The sequence below is a fragment of the Micromonospora arida genome, from assembly GCF_042873195.1.
GTDB classification, from domain to species: Bacteria; Actinomycetota; Actinomycetes; order Mycobacteriales; family Micromonosporaceae; genus Micromonospora; species Micromonospora arida.
Genome location: NZ_JBIALC010000002.1, coordinates 894,406 through 911,101 on the forward strand (window position 1 = coordinate 894,406; position 16,696 = coordinate 911,101).

20 protein-coding genes are annotated in these 16,696 nt (G+C 72.1%); 12 read left to right on the forward strand and 8 right to left on the reverse strand.

All coding sequences use genetic code 11. The features are described 5' to 3' along the window. Nucleotides 1-2: 2 nt before the first annotated feature. Genes ACFYP0_RS10840 through ACFYP0_RS10865 form a run of 6 tightly spaced genes read right to left on the reverse strand, consistent with a single transcriptional unit; the run spans nt 3 to nt 5,600 of the window. On the reverse strand, nt 3-1,541 hold the full coding sequence (locus tag ACFYP0_RS10840) for a SpoIIE family protein phosphatase (RefSeq protein WP_386995431.1): 1,539 nt from the start codon (nt 1,539-1,541) through the stop codon (nt 3-5). Nucleotides 1,542-1,545: 4 nt separating this feature from the next. Continuing rightward, nucleotides 1,546-2,907 (reverse strand): sensor histidine kinase, encoded by a 1,362-nt coding sequence (locus ACFYP0_RS10845; protein WP_355495980.1) that lies wholly within the window; start codon nt 2,905-2,907, stop codon nt 1,546-1,548. Further along, nucleotides 2,904-3,917 (reverse strand): SpoIIE family protein phosphatase, encoded by a 1,014-nt coding sequence (locus tag ACFYP0_RS10850; protein WP_386995434.1) that lies wholly within the window; start codon nt 3,915-3,917, stop codon nt 2,904-2,906. The genes ACFYP0_RS10845 and ACFYP0_RS10850 overlap by 4 nt, the downstream gene beginning before the upstream one ends. Beyond that, nucleotides 3,914-4,333 (reverse strand): anti-sigma regulatory factor, encoded by a 420-nt coding sequence (locus tag ACFYP0_RS10855; RefSeq protein ID WP_386995435.1) that lies wholly within the window; start codon nt 4,331-4,333, stop codon nt 3,914-3,916. Before ACFYP0_RS10855 ends, ACFYP0_RS10850 begins: the two co-directional genes overlap by 4 nt. Then, nucleotides 4,330-4,740, reverse strand: coding sequence for an STAS domain-containing protein (locus ACFYP0_RS10860; RefSeq protein WP_334508955.1), 411 nt, complete (start codon nt 4,738-4,740; stop codon nt 4,330-4,332). The genes ACFYP0_RS10855 and ACFYP0_RS10860 overlap by 4 nt, the downstream gene beginning before the upstream one ends. Beyond that, the gene (locus ACFYP0_RS10865; protein ID WP_386995437.1) at nt 4,740-5,600 is read right to left on the reverse strand and encodes an STAS domain-containing protein; all 861 of its coding nucleotides are present in this window, start codon (nt 5,598-5,600) and stop codon (nt 4,740-4,742) included. The genes ACFYP0_RS10860 and ACFYP0_RS10865 overlap by 1 nt, the downstream gene beginning before the upstream one ends. 163 nt (nt 5,601-5,763) lie before the next feature. Here ACFYP0_RS10865 and ACFYP0_RS10870 point away from each other — a divergent pair, with 163 nt between their 5' ends. Then, entirely contained in the window at nt 5,764-6,120 is a 357-nt protein-coding gene (locus ACFYP0_RS10870; protein WP_030332365.1) for an STAS domain-containing protein, read from the forward strand. Between the two features lie 13 nt (nt 6,121-6,133). On the opposite strand, the gene ACFYP0_RS10875 is transcribed toward ACFYP0_RS10870, so the two are convergent. Further along, the gene (locus tag ACFYP0_RS10875; RefSeq protein WP_386995441.1) at nt 6,134-7,414 is read right to left on the reverse strand and encodes an MFS transporter; all 1,281 of its coding nucleotides are present in this window, start codon (nt 7,412-7,414) and stop codon (nt 6,134-6,136) included. Nucleotides 7,415-7,464: 50 nt separating this feature from the next. Between ACFYP0_RS10875 and ACFYP0_RS10880 the strand changes: the two genes are divergently transcribed. The 4 genes from ACFYP0_RS10880 (at nt 7,465) to ACFYP0_RS10895 (ending at nt 9,897) form a co-directional block, all read left to right on the forward strand. After that, nucleotides 7,465-8,181: a FadR/GntR family transcriptional regulator gene (locus tag ACFYP0_RS10880; RefSeq protein ID WP_386995443.1), complete on the forward strand. Its 717-nt coding sequence runs from the start codon at nt 7,465-7,467 to the stop codon at nt 8,179-8,181. Nucleotides 8,182-8,220: 39 nt separating this feature from the next. Beyond that, complete coding sequence (mscL, locus tag ACFYP0_RS10885; protein WP_112624633.1) at nt 8,221-8,694, forward strand: large conductance mechanosensitive channel protein MscL; 474 nt, start codon at nt 8,221-8,223, stop codon at nt 8,692-8,694. Between the two features lie 81 nt (nt 8,695-8,775). Beyond that, entirely contained in the window at nt 8,776-9,027 is a 252-nt protein-coding gene (locus ACFYP0_RS10890) for a hypothetical protein (RefSeq protein ID WP_030332357.1), read from the forward strand. A 498-nt stretch (nt 9,028-9,525) separates the two neighbouring features. After that, a complete protein-coding gene (locus tag ACFYP0_RS10895) occupies nt 9,526-9,897 on the forward strand; it encodes a hypothetical protein (protein ID WP_091395802.1) in 372 nt (123 codons plus the stop codon). A 67-nt stretch (nt 9,898-9,964) separates the two neighbouring features. Here the strand turns inward: ACFYP0_RS10895 and ACFYP0_RS10900 are convergent, their stop codons facing one another. After that, complete coding sequence (locus ACFYP0_RS10900) at nt 9,965-11,212, reverse strand: benzoate/H(+) symporter BenE family transporter (RefSeq protein ID WP_355495969.1); 1,248 nt, start codon at nt 11,210-11,212, stop codon at nt 9,965-9,967. 55 nt (nt 11,213-11,267) lie between these two features. On the opposite strand from ACFYP0_RS10900, the gene ACFYP0_RS10905 reads away from it, so the two are divergent. The 7 genes from ACFYP0_RS10905 to ACFYP0_RS10935 all read left to right on the forward strand — a co-directional run bounded on the left by ACFYP0_RS10905 (nt 11,268) and on the right by ACFYP0_RS10935 (nt 16,693). Further along, a complete protein-coding gene (locus ACFYP0_RS10905; protein ID WP_244218837.1) occupies nt 11,268-11,825 on the forward strand; it encodes an XRE family transcriptional regulator in 558 nt (185 codons plus the stop codon). 114 nt (nt 11,826-11,939) lie between these two features. Next, a complete protein-coding gene (locus tag ACFYP0_RS10910) occupies nt 11,940-12,659 on the forward strand; it encodes a PP2C family protein-serine/threonine phosphatase (RefSeq protein ID WP_355495966.1) in 720 nt (239 codons plus the stop codon). 102 nt (nt 12,660-12,761) lie between these two features. Continuing rightward, nucleotides 12,762-13,100: a PadR family transcriptional regulator gene (locus ACFYP0_RS10915; RefSeq protein ID WP_112677569.1), complete on the forward strand. Its 339-nt coding sequence runs from the start codon at nt 12,762-12,764 to the stop codon at nt 13,098-13,100. Continuing rightward, a complete protein-coding gene (locus ACFYP0_RS10920; protein WP_355495964.1) occupies nt 13,097-13,942 on the forward strand; it encodes an ATP-binding cassette domain-containing protein in 846 nt (281 codons plus the stop codon). Before ACFYP0_RS10915 ends, ACFYP0_RS10920 begins: the two co-directional genes overlap by 4 nt. Next, nucleotides 13,939-14,631, forward strand: a complete 693-nt coding sequence (locus tag ACFYP0_RS10925) for a hypothetical protein (RefSeq protein ID WP_112637984.1) — start codon at nt 13,939-13,941, stop codon at nt 14,629-14,631. The genes ACFYP0_RS10920 and ACFYP0_RS10925 overlap by 4 nt, the downstream gene beginning before the upstream one ends. 67 nt (nt 14,632-14,698) lie before the next feature. After that, nucleotides 14,699-15,889, forward strand: a complete 1,191-nt coding sequence (locus ACFYP0_RS10930) for a GNAT family N-acetyltransferase (RefSeq protein ID WP_386995447.1) — start codon at nt 14,699-14,701, stop codon at nt 15,887-15,889. Nucleotides 15,890-15,943: 54 nt separating this feature from the next. Next, entirely contained in the window at nt 15,944-16,693 is a 750-nt protein-coding gene (locus tag ACFYP0_RS10935) for a ZIP family metal transporter (RefSeq protein ID WP_355495957.1), read from the forward strand. The last annotated feature ends 3 nt before the right edge of the window (nt 16,694-16,696 follow it).

The window sequence follows — 16,696 nt, forward strand, 5'->3', positions numbered from 1 at the left end:
GATCAGCGACGCCGCAGGACGACCACGGCGACGTCGTCCTGGATCTCCGGTGGGGCCAGCTCCACCAGCAGTCGGGCGCAGAACTGGTCCAGGTCACCGTCGACCGTCGCGGCGACCCCGGCCAGCGCGGTCAGTCCCTCATCGATGGTGGCGTCCCGTCGCTCGATCAGCCCGTCGGTGTAGAAGACCAGCGTGGCCCCGGCCGGCACCACGAACTCCAGGTCGGCCGGGCGCGGGGCGCGGACGCCGAGCAGCGGCGCGGAGTGCTGCACGAACTCGACCTTGCCGTCCATGATCATCAGTGGCGGAAGGTGCCCGGCACTGGCCAACCGGACGTGTCCGGTCGGCGGGTGCATGAGCAGCACGCAGAGCGTCGCCACCTCGTTCGGCAGCAGGGTCCGCATCAGCTCGTTGACCCGGTGCAGGATCTCGCCGGGCTGGTGGCCCTCGACCGCGTACGCCCGCACCGCGTGCCGCAGCTCGGCCATCACGGTCGCCGCGTGCAGCGAGTGGCCGGCGACGTCCCCGATCGCGAGCAGCAGGTGCCCGTCGAGCATCACCAGCTCGTAGAAGTCCCCGCCCACCTCGGTCTGCGCGCTGGCCGGCTCGTAGCGCACCGCGAGGTCCAGGCCGGCCACGGTGGGCAGCCCTCGCGGGAGCAGGCTGCGTTGGAGGGTGACCGCGATCCGGTGCTCCTCGTCGAAGGAGCGCTGCCCCTCCACGGCCGCCGCCACCGCCTGGGCCAGTTGCTTGAGCACCGGGGTCTGCGCGGTCTGGGTGGCGGTCGGAACCACCACGTACAGCGGGGCCCGGTCCTCGCGCAGCCGGGCGGCGGCGACCGTCACAGTGTCGTCCGCCGGCCAGTCGACGAGCGCCCAGCTCTCCGGGGCCTGCACCCGCACCGTGGCGCCGGTGGGCACCCCGGTGTCGTCGACGACCCACGGCCGCACGGCGGCCGCCGTGCCGGGACCGGCGCAGACGCCCGCGAGGCAGTCACCGTCGAAGGTTTCGGCGATCACCGCCGCCGGGCTCCTGAAGATCTGGGCGGCGCCCTCTGCGGCGGCTTCCAGCAGGCGCGCGAAGGTCGGCGCGGCGTGCACCGCGACTGTCGTGTCGGCCAACCCGAGCAGCCGCTCGGCGAGCAGTTCGGCACGCTGCCGGGCCTGGTAGTAGCGCAGCACCGCCCGGGTGGTGGCGATCAGCTCCTCGGGCTCGATCGGCTCGGTCAGGTAGGCGTCAGCGCCCCGGGTCAGCCCCTGCGCGCGGTCGGCCACGTCCACTGCGTGCGCCGACACGTGGATCACCGGCATCGCCGGGTGCCGCATCTTGATCTGTTCGCAGACCTCGTAGCCGCTCATGTCGGGCAGCCGGACGTCGAGGACCACCAGATCGATCCGGTCCACCTCGACCCGAGCCAACGCCTCGGCGCCGTTCTCGGCCTCCAGCACTGTGAACCCGGCCCGGGTCAGCCAGCTGACCAGCAGGTAACGCTTGGTACGACTGTCGTCGACCACCAGGATGGTTGTCGGTATGGCGTCCACGCCGTCACGCCCCGCCGGTGGGCAGGGAGACGGTGAATGTGCTGCCTTCACCCGGCGCGCTGGTCAGCCCCAGTGTCCCGCCGAGCAGCGTCACCAACCGCCGGGCGTACGGCAGACCGAGGCCGGTGCCGCCGACCCGGGTGGCACCGGGAATCTGGTAGAACTCCTCGAAGATCCGGTCGTGCAGCTCGGGAGCGATGCCCGGCCCGGTGTCGCTGACCTCGAACTGCCAACGGTCGCCGTTCTGGCTGGCCCGCAGCCGCACCTCGCCGCGCTCGGTGAACTTCAACCCGTTGTGCAGCAGGTTGCGCAGCACCTGGCCGAGCAGCACCTCGTCGGTGCGCAGCAGGGCCGGCCCGGTGGGCTCCTCCACGACCAGCTCCACCTCCGGGCGGGTGGCCACCGCACGCAGGGTGCCGCGCAGTTGACCGAAGACCGGCCGCAGGTCGACCTCGGCCAGCTCCGGCTCGATCCGGCCGGACTCCGCCTTGGCCAGGTCGAGGAGTTCGTTGACCAGGTTGAGCAGGTCCGTCGCCGAGGAGCGGATCAGATCGACCTGGCGGCCCTGCTCCTCGGTGAGCGGGTCGGAGGCGGAGTCGGTGAGCAGCCGCCCCAGACCGATGATCGCGGTGACCGGGGCGCGCAGCTCGTGGCTCACGTTGGCCAGGAACCGGCTCTTCGACTCGCTCGCCGCACGGAGCTGGGCCGACTTCTCGTCCAACTCGGCGTAGAGGGCGACGACGCCGCGGTTGGTCTCCTCCAACTCCTCGGTGAGCTGGTTGTAGAGCGCCAGCACGCCGCGGTTGGTCTCGGCCAGCTCCTCGTTCAGCACGGCCAGCTCGTCGCGCTGACTGCGCACCTCGTCGAGTGCGCCGATGAGCTGCCCGTTCTGCACTGTCAACTCGTCCAGCGCACTGGCCGGCGCGGTGCGGCCGAGTTCGGTGCGGAACTCGGCGAGCCGCTCCGGGGTCGGCGCCGGCGCGTTGGCCGGGACTCGTCGGGACATCCGTACGACCGTAACCCCCTCGACGGTCGACACGCTCAGTGTGTCGACCAGTCGGGACACCGCGCCGGACTGCGGTTGGTAGCGATCGTCGGGCAGCGGGGACACCGGGGCCAGGTCGGCGCGCAGGTGGAACCGGCCGTCGGCACCCGCGTCGACGTGGAAGGAGACGTCCGCTCCCCCGGTCGTCCGCAACAGGTCCCGGGCGACCTCGCTGAGCGCGGTCGCGATCCTCACCTGGTCCTGGTGTTCGAGGCCGACCACAGCGGCCACCTCGCGCCCGCGCTGACGGATCACGAAGATGTCCTGCTCGACCCGCAGTGCCATCTGGAGCAGCGGCAGCGCGGCCGGCTCCCCGATCATGCCCACGACCTCGCGACCAGTACGCAGGCGTCGTCACGTCGCACACCGGCGTCGCGGAGCAGGGTCGCCGCCATGACCAGCGGGGATCGTTCCGCCAGGCCCGGATAGTCGTTCATCCGCCACCGGTCGGACACCCCGTCGCTGTGCATCACCAGCCGGGCGCCGGGACCGAACGGGTAGTCGTACTCCCGGATGGTTGGCCGTTGGTGCCCGGCGATGCCGGGCAGCGACACCAGCCCTCGACGGTGGCCGTCACCCTCGACGACCACGCCGGAGATGTTGCCCAGGCCGGCGTAGTGCAGCACGCCGGCCGTCGGCACCAACTCGGCGACCGCGAGTGCGGCACCACGGGTGTGCGACATGCTCCGGTGCAGGTGACCGACCACCGTCGCCGGTGGGCCGGCCGGGGCATTGCGGAACGCGGCCAGCGCCGCGTCGGTGGCGGCCCCGGCCAGCGGGCCGTGCCCCAACCCGTCGCTCACCAACACCTGGTGCCGCCCGTCGGCGACCCGGACGGCGTACCCGTCACCGCTGACCGTCTCGCCGGTCAGCGGTCGGGTGAGCGCACCCGCCCAGGACGGCCGCGCCGGCTCCGCCGGCCAGACCTGCACGGCGAGGACGGTGCCCCGACCGGGCAGCGAGTATCCGTCGAACCAACTGGCCTGCCGGACTATGGCACCCAGACCGATGCCGAGCGTGCCGGTGGTGGAGTGCCCATCCCGGGACGAGACGGTCAGGTCGACCATGCCGGGCCCGGAGTCGATCGCCACCAGCTCCACACCGGCCTGCCCGGCCCGGCGTACCGGCCGGAGCAGCAGGACACCCTCGTCGGCGTGCTTGACCAGGTTGCTGGTCAGCTCGGCGGCGACGATGGCCAGGTCGGCGATGCGCGCCTGACCCATCTCCACCTGTGCGCCGAGGCGTTCGGCGGCCCGCCGGACGGCGCTCGCCGCGCTGCTGGCCTCGACCCGGAACCAGATGCCGCTGTCGGTGACCGCGTCGGTGCTCACCTGGACCACTTGGTGACCGTGATCCGCGTGCCGGTGCCCGCTGACGTCTCGATCTGGAACTCGTCGACCAGGCGTCGTGACCCACTGAGGCCGAGGCCGAGGCCGCCGCCGCTGGTGTAGCCGTCGGTCATGGCCAGGTCGAGGTCGGCGATGCCCGGCCCGGAGTCGGCGAACACGATCTGCACGCCCTTGCGTCGGCCGTTGTCCACGACCGTCACCTCGACCGAACCACCGCCGCCGTACACCAGGGTGTTGCGGGCCAACTCGCTCGCCGCGGTGACCACCTTGGTCTGGTCGACGAGGGACAGCTTGCTGGCCACCGCCACGGCGCGGACCAACTGCCGGACGCGCACCACGTCCTCATCGCTCCGGACCGACTGCGCCTGTGGCTGGCCCAGGTCGATGCCCGCGGTCATGGCGTGGCCGTCTCGGCGTCCGGATCGTCGTCGAGCTGGTGGTCGAGCTCGTCGGCGTGGGCCGCCGCGATCAACTCCATGCCGCGCTCCACGTTCAGCGCGGTACGGATCCCGTTCAGCGACAGCCCGAGTTCGACAAGGGTGATGGCGACGGCCGGACGCATCCCGACCACCACCGTTTCCGCGTCCAGCACCTTGGAGATCGACGCGATGGTGGAGAGCATCCGCCCGACGAAGGAGTCGACGATGTCCAGCGCGGTGATGTCGATGATGACGCCGTGGCAGCCGGTGTCCACGATCCGCTCGGCGAGGTCCTCCTGGAGCTGGACCGCCGTCTGGTCGGACATGTCGAGCTGGATGGAGACGAGCAGGATGTCGCCGATCTTGAGGATCGGTACACGTTCCATCAGAAGCCCCGGCGCGGCTGGCGGCGGGCGGTCTCCACCCCGTTGAGCCGCAGCACGTGGCGCAGCGCGTCGGCGAGGCTCGCCTTGGTGGCGATGTCGCCGAACTCGATGCCGAGCGCCACGATGGTCTGCGCGATCTGCGGACGGATGCCGGAGATGATGCAGTCGGCGCCCATCAGCCGGGCGGCCACCACGGTCTTCAGGATGTGCTGGGCGACCTGGGTGTCCACCGCCGGTACGCCGGTGATGTCGATGATCGCGTACGGCGAGCCGGTGTCGACCAGGGTCTGCAGCAGGCGCTCCATGACCACCTGGGCCCGGGCCGAGTCCAGGGTGCCGACCAGCGGCACGGCGACGACGCCCTCCCAGAGCTTGACCACCGGCGTGGAGAGCTCGAGCAGCTGCTCGGCCTGGTCGGCGATCAGGCTCTCCCGGGTGCGGACGAAGCTCTCGAACGTGAACAGGCCCATCTCGTCGATCAACTTCGAGAAGGCGACGTAGTCCTGCAGCGCGTCCGGGCCGCCGGCCTCCTGGATCAGCTCGGCCAGCACGTCCTTCAGCGCGAAGACGCTGATCGTGGTCTCGGTGGCGGAGAAGCCCTGCCGGGCTCGGCCACGGGACAGCTCGGAGAGCGCGGCGCGCAGTTCGGCGGCGCTGTCGGCGGACAGGTCGATGGTGCCCTGCTCGCCGGTGGTGACGATGGCGTGGTGCAGATCCTGGACCTGTCGCCTCAGCTCTGCCTGGCTCAGCCGGCCCCGCAACGAACTGGTGACGATCTCGGTCCACCGAGTCGTGACCCGTTCGTCCTGCCCGCTGAGCAGCGCGGCGAGCCGACCACTTTCTTCGGTGCTCAACGCCATTTCGAACCCCCTTGACCTGGACCGGGCGGACTCTATCACCGGGTCCTGATCAACTACTTGCCCCGTAGCAACGGAATGACGATGGCCACCGGATCCTGGCTCCCGTTCTACCTGCGACCGTGGTCGTGGGATACCGTTCCCCCGATAACAGGAGGTCTGGCGAATGTCGTTGACGGTGCACACGGAACAACGCGGCGACGTGGTCGTCGTGGCGGTCGCGGGCGAGCTGGACATGGCCACCGCACCGCAGCTACAGGACCAGATCACCGACCTGCTCGACAAGGGCCGCAACCGGCTGGTGTTCGACCTGGCGGACGTCTCGTTCTGCGACTCGACCGGCCTGTCGGTCTTCGTCCGCGCCAAGAACAGCTGCGACGAGGCTGGCGGCGTGGTCCGGCTGGCCGCCCCACAGCGCGGCGTGCTGCGCATCCTTGAGGTGAGCGGGCTGGTCGAGGTGCTGCACACCTACCCGACGGTGGATGAGGCAGTCGCCGGCGAACCGACGCCGGCTTCCTCCTGACCGTCCGCGTGCGTCACTCGTCCTCGACGTAACGGGGACGAGCGATCGCCATGCCCGCCGTCGTCTGCACGGCAAGGGCACCCAGCAGGAACCCGATCGGCGCGGTCCAGCCGCCGGTGGCCTCGTAGAGGATCCCGACCATCAGCGGGCCGAGGGCGGCGATCACGTACCCGGTGCTCTGCGCGAACGCGGAGAGCGCGACGGTGCCCTCGGCGGTGCGGGCGCGTAGGCCGATGGCGGTCAGGATCATCGGGAACGCGCCCTGACCGATCGCCAGCAGGGCGACCCAGAGCAGCGCGGCACCGTGCGGTGCGAGCGCCAACCCCAGGTAGGCCAGCGCCGACGCGGTGGTCAGCCCGAGCACCAGCGGCCGCAGGGTGCCCAGCCGACCGGCCAGGGTGGGCATCAGCAGCGCGATCGGCACGCCGAGCGCGGTCACCCCGGCGAGCAGCAGCCCGGCCGACTCCGGCTGGTAACCGGCGTCGCGGAACAGCTGGGCCAGCCAGCCCATGATCGCGTACCCGCTGAGCGACTGCGCCCCGAAGTAGACGGCCATCGCCCAGCCGAGCCGGGTCCGCGCCGGCCGGACCCGCGTCGGCGTGGCGGCGACCGCCGTCGGGGTCGCCCGCCGCGCCGCGGCGCGGGCCCGCAGTGCCAGCGGCACCCACGGGAGTACGGCCACCGCGGCCATCGCGGCCCAGACGCCGAGCCCGGCCCGCCACGACCCGAAGGCGTGCGAGATCGGCACCGCGGAGGCGGCGGCCACCGTCGTGCCCACTGTCAACGCCATCGTGTACGCCCCGGTGACCAGGCCGGTGCGGTGCGGGAAGTGCTGCTTGACGAGCATCGGCAGCAGGATGTTGGCGACCGCGATGCCGGACAGCGCCAGCGCGCTGGTGAGCACGAAGATCAAGGCCGAGTCGGTGACGACCCGGAGCACCTGGCCGACGGCGAGGGCGAACATGGCAACCACCAGCACCCGGGCCGGTGCCACCCGGCGGACCAGCCACGGGGTGAGCGCGCCGAGGCCGGCGAACGCGATGGTCGGCAGGGTGGTCACCAGACCGGCGGTGACACCGGAGAGGCCCAGTCCGTCGCGGACCTCGTCGAGCAGCGCGCCGAGGCTCGTCACCACGGCGCGCAGGTTGAGCGCGACCAGCAGCATCCCGACCAGCACCAGCGCGCCGCCGGTCGCCGGGTGCGTCCGCCGGCCGGTGCCGGGGTCCCGCGTCGGGCGAGGGTCGACGGCGACGGGGGCGGGCAGCGCCGGAGCGGCGGTTGGTGGCGGGGTCATGACCCTTAACCTACAATCATGGGATGAATTTGGGACCGGTGATGTAACCAGTGCCACCGTCGGTTGAATTCCCCTCCGCGCCGCCGGCACCGCCCCTCGGCCAGCCCGCAGTGCCGCCCCGCGGCCACCGGGTCCGGCAGACCACCGAGCAACTCCGCGCCCGGATCCTCGGCGGCGAATGGCCCGTCGGCGGGCGCATCCCCACCGAGCCACAACTGGTCGCCGCGCTGGGCGTCGGGCGCAACACGGTCCGCGAGGCGGTCCGCGCCCTGGTACACGCCGGGGTGTTGGAGTGCCGGCAGGGCTCCGGCACCTACGTGGTGTCGACCGACGAACTGGCACCGGTGGTCGCCCGCCGACTCGGCGACGACCGGATGACCGAGGTCATCGAGGTACGCCGCGCCTTCGAGGTGGAGGCCGCCCGGCTCGCCGCATTGAGGCGTACCCCGGAGGACCTGGCGGCGCTCGACGGCGCGCTCGCGCAGCGCGAGGCCGCCTGGCACGGCGGCCAGGTCGACGCGTTCGTCGAGGCCGACGCGGCACTGCACACCGCGGTGGTCGCCGCCGCACACAACGCCATGCTCGCCGAGCTGTACGCCTCGGTGGGCACCGCCCTGCGCAGCACTGTCGCCCAGGCCATGGGCGGGGCGCTCACCCCCGAGCGCTACGTCGACCACACCCGGCTGGTCGAGGCGATCCGGGCCGGCGATCCCGGCCGGGCGGCGCTCGAAGCCGGCGCTTTTCTGGAACCCGCCGAACGGGCATAGGTTGTGCCCGACAGAAAAGCGGACACCTCGGGAGTACGAATGCTCAAGGGCTTCAAAGACTTCATCATGCGCGGCAACGTCGTCGACCTGGCGGTCGGTGTCGTCATCGGCGCCGCGTTCACGGGCGTGGTCACCCAGCTCACCAAGTCGTTCCTCGAACCACTGATCCGGGTCATCGTGCTGGTCATCACGGGCAGCGACAAGGGTCTGGCCGGCACGGCGCCCGAGTTCCGTGGCATCCCGTTCGACTGGATCGCCTTCGTCAACGCGGTGATCACCTTCCTGCTCACCGCGGCGGCGCTCTACTTCCTGGTCGTCTACCCGATGAACCGGCTGGCCGAGCGGCGCAAGCGGGGCGAGGAGCCGCCGCCCTCGGCGCCGAGCGAGGAGGTCAAGCTGCTCACCGAGATCCGGGACGCCCTGGTCTCCGCCGGCCACACCACCCCCGGCCAGCAGCGCGGTGCGCTCGACGACGTGCTGGGCCGCCGCCCGGAGCCGCCGACGCAGCGCTGACCCGAACGGATGCACATCGGCCCCTGCGGGATTCCCGCAGGGGTCGCACCTTCTCGTACGTGTGTTCGATAGAGTCCCGCCATGGAGCAGCGAAAGCACTGGTGGAACGGGAAGTGGGGGCGGCTCGCCCGGCGGGACGTCTTCCTGCGGGTGGACGCCGACCGGTGGCACGTCGAGCAGCGGGCCGGCGGCGCCGAGGGCATTTCCCGTTTCTACGAGTACGGCAGTGCGGACGAGGCCGAGGACACCGTCCGGGCTCTGCTCGACGGCCCGGACACCTGGCGGGAGCTGTCCCCCCGCCCGCCCGGCGGCTGGACCCTCCCGAACACCTGAGTGCGCGGAACACCGTGACGGGCGAGGGCGCCGGGCGCTGCGTGCCGGGCGCCGCCTGCTGCGTGCAACTGGCGTGGCCGCCCGCCGCTGCCACCTTGCGCGGGCCGTGGAGGCGGTATTTCTTTCGGCAGTGATGACTGTGAGGCATAAATATGATTCACAGTCATCACGCTCCCGAGCCCATCGCCTCCGAGCCCATTGTCTCCCCGGCCCGCAGCCTCCGAGCCCATCGCCTCCCCCGGCCCACCGCCTCCGGACCGGCCACCTCCGATCCCATCGCCTCCGAGCCCACCGCCTCCGGACCGGCCACCTCCGAGCCCATAGCGTCCGGAACGGCCACCTCCGAGCCGCTGCTCTGGGACGAGGTGTGCGACCACACCGAGGCCGCGGCTGCCGCCAGCGGCGGGTGGGAAGGACGGGCAGGCGGGCCGGCAGCGGACGGGTGGGGTGGATGAGCCGCGGCGTTTAGCGGCGCGTCGCCCTGGGAACCGCAGCGGGATGGACCAGCAGGACGAGCAGCAGGCAACCATCTCGCGGATCACCACCGGGATGCCGGTGATCGACTCAGCTGGCACCGAGGTCGGCACCGTGGACCTCGTCCAGCGGGGCGACCCGAACGCGGTGACCGTCCAGACACCGACAGCCGACCCGGGCAGCAGCCTGGACGAGCTGATCGAGGCGACCGCGGTCGAGGAGCCGGACGTCCCGGCCGACCTGGCGGCGCGACTGCTGCACAGCGGCTATCTGAAGGTCTCCACCGACCTGACCCGCACCGGCGCGGTCTACGTACCGGCCGACCGGATCGGGTCGGTGGCCGACGGCCGGGTCCTCCTGGCCGTCGGGGTGGCCGACCTGCCGCCCGAGGAGTGACCCAACCGCCCTGATCGACTCGGGTTCACGGAAATCGGGGCGTCCAGAGCCTCGGGACGACCCGACTTCATGAAACCCGAGTCGATCTTCCCTGCGCGGCGGAGGCGGGTTGGTCCGGTGCGGCAGGCTGATCCGGCGCGGCGGGCTGATCCGGTGCGGCGGGTTGGCGGCGGTGGAAGAGCAGCAGCATCAGGCAGCCCGCGACCAGGCCCCAGAACGCGCCGCCCACGCCGATCAGCGTCACCCCGGACGCGGTCACCACGAAGGTGACCACGGCGGCCTCGCGGGTCGCCGGGTCGGTCACCGCCGAGGCGAGCGCGGTGGCGAGGGCGCCCAGTAGCGCCAGCCCGGCGACCGCCTCGATGAGGATCGGTGGGGCGACCGCCACCAGCGTGGTGGCCACGCCGGCGCCCAGGCCGAGCACGGCCAGCCCAGCGCCCGCGGTGACCGAGGCGATCCATCGGCGCTCCGGGTCGGGGTGCGCGTCGGGGCCGGCGGCCAGCGCGGCGGTGATCGCCGCGAGGTTCACCGCGTGCCCGCCGGCCGGGGCGGCGAGCAGACTGGCCAGGCCGGTGGTCCGCAGCGCGGCGCCGAACGGCGGCCGGTAGCCGTAGCCGACCAGCACCGCCATGCCGGGTACGTTCTGCGCGGCCATGGTGACCAGGAACAACGGCAGGGCCAACCCGACCAGTGCGGACGCGTTCCAGGCCGGCGCGGTCAGCGTGACCGACGGGATCAGCGCGGCACCGGTCAGGCCGGTCGGCGGTGCGGTCAGTGCGATCGCCGCCACGGCCACCACCAGCGCACCGGGCACCGCCCACCGTCGGGCGAACCGGTGCAGCAGCAGCCAACCGACCACCACCGATCCGGCCACCACCGGCAGCTCGACAAGCGCGCGGACCGGGGCGGTGCAGAGCGGCAGCAGCACTCCGGCGAGCATCGCGCCGGCCACCGGCTTGGGGATGGCGGCCACCGCACGGCCGAGCGGCGGGAACAACCCGGCCGCGACGATCAGCACACCGGAGACGAGGAAGGCGCCCACCGCCACCGGCCAACCGCCCGGCGGGGACCCGGTCGCCACCAGCAGCGCCGCGCCCGGAGTGGACCAGGCCGCGCTCATCGGGATCCGGTACCGCCAGCCCAGCCAGACGGCGACGAACCCACTCGCCACGCAGAGAGCGAGCAGGCCGGAGGCGGCCTGCGCGTCCGACGCGCCCGCCGCTCGGAGCCCGGCCAGCACGACGGTGAACGAGCTGGCGAAGCCGACCAGCGCGGTCACCACCCCCGCCAGCACCGGTTGCACGCGTCCGGCCATCCCACCCTCCCGACTGTTCCGTTTACGGAACGGAAGCGTGTAGCACGATAGCCGGGTGCCGCACCCACCACCAGCCCGCCCGGGCCTCGACGTGGACCCCGCCGTCGTCGGCCGCCGGGTCCGCGCGCTACGCGAGGAACGAGGGCTCTCGCTGTCCACACTCGCCCGGCTCGCCGGTGTCGGAAAGGCCACCCTCTCCGGCCTGGAGCACGGCACCCGCAACCCGACCCTGGAGACGCTCTGGGCGGTCACCGCGCAGCTCGGCGTACCGTTCACCGCCCTGCTGGCCGAACCGACGGCCGAGCCCACCGTGCACGGCACAGCGGTCACCGCCACCCTGCTGGAGGTCTTCACCGAGACCGACGCGACCTACGAGCTGTACCGGATGCGGGTCGCGCCCGGCGTCGTCCAGCTCTCCCCCGCCCACGCGCCGGGGGTCACCGAGCACGTCACAGTCTTCGCCGGGGTGCTGCGCGCCGGGCCGGCCGACGCACCGCTGACCGCTCCGGCCGGCGGTCACCTCCGCTGGGTGTCGGACGTGCCACACACCTACGCGGCGGTGGGTGACGAGGAGGTCGCCGCGAGCCTGCTACTGCGCTATCCGCGCCGCTGAGACCCCGCCGAACGGTCACGGACCGTCGTCCCGTCGACGAAAATCGCAATCATTTCTCGACCTAGGTAGGAGGCGTAGAGACGAATGCGGGTTGTTCTTGGCAAGCTTGTCCCCATGACGCTGATCCTCCGCTCGGTCATCCTCAACGACATCGGCTTGGTGCGCACCAACAACGAGGACTCCGCCCTCGCCGGTGACCGCCTGATCGCCGTCGCCGACGGCATGGGTGGGCTGCCTGCGGGCGAGGTGGCGAGCGAGATCGTGATCCGGATCCTGGACGAGCTGGCTCCGCCCACCGACCCCGACGGCGCCGCCGACGCGCTGCGTGCCGTGGTCAGCACCGCCAACCAGCGCATCCACGCCGCCATCACCGTCGACCCGAGCCGGGACGGCATGGGTACGACGCTCACCGCGGCGCTGCTGGCCGGGGAGACACTGGTGCTGGCCCAGGTGGGCGACTCCCGCTGCTACCTGCTGCGCGAGGGGGAGCTGACCCAGCTCACCCGGGACGACACGTTCGTGCAGGCGCTCGTCGATCAGGGCACCCTCTCTCCCGAGCAGGCCCGCCACCACCCGCAGCGGTCCCTGGTGACCCGGGCCGTGCAGGGTGCCGACACCCCACCCGCGGTCGGGGTGCTCACAGTGGTCCCCGGTGACCGGCTGCTGCTGTGCAGCGACGGGCTCTCCGACTACGTCGAGGACGAGGCCATCGCCGCGGCCCTGGGCATGTACGCCGAACGTCAGCAGTGCGGTGAGCAGTTGGTGAAGCTGGCTCACCACGCCGGCGCACCGGACAACGTCACAGTCGTGGTCTCCGACGTCGTCGCCCGCTGACCCGTACGGCTCACTCGGCGGCTCACCCGAACCGACTGGTTCGGGTTCCGCTGCCCCAGTAGGTGGTTGTGCCATCTAGCTTGCGCCGCTACTGTCCGACGCGTGGATTCCGACCGGCGCGGGCAGTGGCTGCGGGGGGTGCTCGACATCTGCGTCCTGGCCCTGCTGTCCAAAGGCGAGTCCTACGGCTACCAGCTCGCCCAGGCGCTCGACGCGGCGGGCGTCGGGCCGATCCAGGGCGGCACGCTCTATCCCGTGCTGCTGCGCCTACAGAAGACCGGCCTGGTGACCGCGCAGTGGCGGGAGGGCAGCGCCGGGCCGGCCCGCAAGTACTACCGGCTCACCGACGACGGGCACGCCGCGCTCCGCGCCGGCGGCAGCGCCTGGCTCACCTTCGTCCAGCCGGTGAACGACATCGTCACGAAGGGGGTCACCCGGTGAACGCCGACGATTGGCTGCGCACGCTCACAGCCGAGCTGCACCAGCGCCGGGTCGCGGCGGACGCCGCACGGCACGTGGTCGCCGAGGCCGCCACACACCTACGCGAGGGCGGCGGCGACCCCTGGGTCGTCTTCGGCCCACCCCAGCAGTACGCGGGCGCTGTCGTGGAGAGCATCGGCACCGCGCCCGGACCGCGCCCCGGGCCGGTCCGGCTGCACGCTGCGGGCATCACCAAGAGGTACGGGCGACGAACCGTGCTACGCGGCGCCACGCTGACCGTCCGGGCCGGACAGATCGCCGCCGTCGTCGGCGCGAACGGCTGCGGCAAGAGCACCTTCCTCCGGATCTGCGCCGGACTCATGTCACCGGACGCCGGTGAGGTGACCGTCTCCGGTCGGCTCGGCTACTGCCCGCAGTCCGGCGGCACCGCCGACTTCCTGCTCGCCGACGAACACTTCGTGCTGATCGGCGCCGGTCAGGGTGTGGCCCGGGGCCCGGCCCGCCGCGCCGGTCGGGCGGCGGCCCGTCAGCTCGGCTGGGAAGCGGGCGGCGACGTGCAGGCCCGCCACCTGTCCGGCGGCACCCGACAGAAGCTCAACCTGACCATGTCCACGCTCAGCGCCCCCGACGTGCTGCTGCTCGACGAGCCGTACCAGGGCTTCGACCAGGGCACGTACGTCAACTTCTGGGACCAGCTCAGCAGGTTGCGCGACGCCGGCACGGCCATCGTCGTGGTGACCCACCTGCTCAACCAACTCGACCGGGTGGACATCGTGCTCGACCTGACCCCGGCACACGAGACCGGGTGGCACGCGCCCGGCATCCAGGGAGGCCGCCCGTGAACCGGCTCGTCACCGTCGCCGAGATGACCCTGCGGGAGCTGCTGCGGCGTCGGGGCGTACTCCTGCTGTTGTTGTTGATGCCGTTGACCTTCTACCTGATCCGGCGGGACGCCTACCTCGGGCAGTCGGTTCGCTCGCTGCTGCTCGGCGTGGGCTGGGCGGTGAGCACCGCCGCGCTGTTCGCCACGACCGCGGCCCGCGAGTTGGAGCCGAGGCTGCGGCTGGCCGGCTACCGCCCACACCATCTCTATCTCGGTCGGATGCTCGGCCTGTGGACGGTGGGACTGGTCATCTCCGTACCCTTCTTCCTGCTCCCGATGATCGACGGCGCGGACCTGCGGTACGGCGGCCTGGCGGCTGCGCTGCTCTGTTCCGTCGCGGTGGCGGCGCCGTTCGGGATGCTGATCGGTGCGCTGCTGCCCCGCGAGTTGGAGGGCACGCTGCTGCTGCTCACAGTGGTGACCGTGCAGATGCTGATCGACCCGGCCGGGTCCGGGGCGAGGTTGACGCCGTTCTGGTCGAGTCGGGAGATCGCCACCTGGACGGTCGACAACACCGACCAGGGCTACCTTTCCCGTGGCCTGCTGCACGGGCTCGTCGTCACCGCCCTGCTGGCCCTGGGCGTGGCCGCGGTGGCCAGCGTCCGCCTGCGCCGCCGTCGCCACCTGCGGCACCTGCCGGTCGGCTGACCGCCGCACCGCCGCGGATCGGGCCAATCCGGTTGCTGCGACCCGCGCGGCAGGTTGAGATGGGCGAATGACCATCCGCCGGGTGACCGACGACGACCGTCTCACCACCAGCTTCCCGCTGGCCGCGTACGCCTTCGAGTCCTCGCCGCTCAGCGCTGCCCGGACTGCGGAGTTCCGCGACTACCTGCCCTACAACCAGGGCAACCGGACGCTGATCGCCGAGGAGGACGGCACCACGTTGGCCGCCGTCTCGGCCATCCCGATGCGACAGAACCTGCGTGGGGTGGTGCTGCCGATGGCCGGTGTCGCCGGGGTGGCGACCCATCCGCTGGCCCGCCGGCAGGGGCACGTCCGGACGTTGCTGCACCAGCTCCTCGACGAGATGCGCGACGAGGGCCACCCGCTCAGCGCGCTCTATCCGTTCCGGCCCAGCTTCTACGCCCGGTTCGGCTACATCGGGCTGCCCAAGCCGCGCCGGGTCACCTTCACCCCGGCCAACCTGGGCTCGCTGCTCCGTGTGGACCTGCCCGGCGAGGTGAGCTGGGAGCGCATCGCGGCCGGCTATCCGGTGTGGCGGGCGTTCACCGAGCGCAACCTCCAGGAACGGCACGGCTTCTCGATCTTCCCGGACTACCGGGCGGTCGGGATGCGCGACCGGGACGAGTACTGGCTGGTCACCGCCCGGGTGGGCGGGAACGTCACCGGCGCGGTGACGTACCGGATCGACGGGCACGGCGGCACGCTGCACGGCAACGAGATGCTGTGCGTCGACCCGCTCGCCCGGACGTTGCTGTTGCAGTTCTTCGCCCGGCACGTCGACCAGATCGAGCGGATCACCGTTCAGGTTCCGCCGGACGAGTTGCCCGAGCTGTGGCTGACCGACCTGGACGTGCACGTCGAGGCCCGTACGGCCGTGCCGGGTTCGTCCGCACCGATGGCCCGGCTGCTGTCGCTGGACGCGTTGAGCGGGCTGCCCGCCGGCCCGGGCCGGGTGCGGATCGAGCTGACCGGGGACCGCTGGTTGGCCGGCACCCACCTGCTCGACGGCACGACCGGGGCGCTGGAACTGGTCGACGACACCACCGGCCGCGCGCCGACGGCCACGCTCACCGCCGCCGGGCTCTCCGCCCTCGCGTACGGGGTGCTGGACCCGGCCGAGCTGCCGCTACGCGGTCTGGGTGAGGTGCCGGTGGACGCCGCCACGGAGCTGCGCGGCCTCTTCCCCCGCCGGGTGCCGTACCTCTTCGCCGACTTCTGAGCCCTCCTCGCAATCGGGTTTGTCGCCTCGGCGACCGTGGGTACGGTCCCGCGAATGCCGGAGTGGTTACAGGCGGGTGGATGGGGGTTGCTGGCCGGGTCGGCTCTGCTGGTCGGGGCGGCGGTCGGCTGGTTCGCCCGGGTGCCGCAGCGCGTCATCGCGTCGATCATGGCGTTCGGCGCTGGGGTGCTGCTCTCCGCCGTGTCGTTCGAGCTGATCGCCGAGGCGCACGCGCAGGGCGGGTTGCTGCCCACCGCTCTCGGCGCTGCCGTCGGTGCGGTGGTCTACACAGTGGCCAATCTGGCTCTCGCCCGGCACGGCGCCCGGCACCGGAAGCGGTCCGGCGATCAGCAACCCTCCGAGAGCGAGCAGCCCGGTTCCGGCTCGGCGCTCGCCGTCGGCGCGCTGCTCGACGGCGTACCGGAATCGGTCGTGATCGGCGCCAGCCTGCTCGGCGGCGGCACGGTCAGCCTGGTCACGGTGGCGGCGGTGTTCCTCAGCAACGTTCCGGAAGGGCTGTCCAGCGCCGCCGGCATGCGCCAGGCCGGCCGCAGCCGACGGTACGTGTTCCTGCTCTGGACCGGGATCGCGCTGATCAGTGGCATCGCCGCGCTGGTCGGCAACACGCTGCTGGGTGGCGCGCCGCCGGAGCTGCTGGCCGCCATCACCGCGTTGGCCGCCGGGGCGATCCTCGCCATGATCACTGACACCATGGTCCCGGAGGCGTTCGAGAACGCGCACCTACTGGTCGGTCTGATCACGGTCGCCGGCTTCCTGACCGCCTTCGCCCTCTCCCACACCTGATGA

Coding starts and splice junctions, on each gene's coding strand:
- ACFYP0_RS10845 (WP_355495980.1), bottom strand. CDS start 2,907: ATGATCGGGGAGCCGGCCGCGCTGCCGCTGCTCCAGATGGCACTGCGG.
- ACFYP0_RS10855 (WP_386995435.1), bottom strand. CDS start 4,333: ATGACCGCGGGCATCGACCTGGGCCAGCCACAGGCGCAGTCGGTCCGG.
- ACFYP0_RS10860 (WP_334508955.1), bottom strand. CDS start 4,740: ATGGAACGTGTACCGATCCTCAAGATCGGCGACATCCTGCTCGTCTCC.
- ACFYP0_RS10865 (WP_386995437.1), bottom strand. CDS start 5,600: ATGGCGTTGAGCACCGAAGAAAGTGGTCGGCTCGCCGCGCTGCTCAGC.
- ACFYP0_RS10870 (WP_030332365.1), top strand. CDS start 5,764: ATGTCGTTGACGGTGCACACGGAACAACGCGGCGACGTGGTCGTCGTG.
- ACFYP0_RS10875 (WP_386995441.1), bottom strand. CDS start 7,414: ATGACCCCGCCACCAACCGCCGCTCCGGCGCTGCCCGCCCCCGTCGCC.
- mscL (WP_112624633.1), top strand. CDS start 8,221: ATGCTCAAGGGCTTCAAAGACTTCATCATGCGCGGCAACGTCGTCGAC.
- ACFYP0_RS10890 (WP_030332357.1), top strand. CDS start 8,776: ATGGAGCAGCGAAAGCACTGGTGGAACGGGAAGTGGGGGCGGCTCGCC.
- ACFYP0_RS10895 (WP_091395802.1), top strand. CDS start 9,526: ATGGACCAGCAGGACGAGCAGCAGGCAACCATCTCGCGGATCACCACC.
- ACFYP0_RS10900 (WP_355495969.1), bottom strand. CDS start 11,212: ATGGCCGGACGCGTGCAACCGGTGCTGGCGGGGGTGGTGACCGCGCTG.
- ACFYP0_RS10910 (WP_355495966.1), top strand. CDS start 11,940: ATGACGCTGATCCTCCGCTCGGTCATCCTCAACGACATCGGCTTGGTG.
- ACFYP0_RS10930 (WP_386995447.1), top strand. CDS start 14,699: ATGACCATCCGCCGGGTGACCGACGACGACCGTCTCACCACCAGCTTC.
- ACFYP0_RS10935 (WP_355495957.1), top strand. CDS start 15,944: ATGCCGGAGTGGTTACAGGCGGGTGGATGGGGGTTGCTGGCCGGGTCG.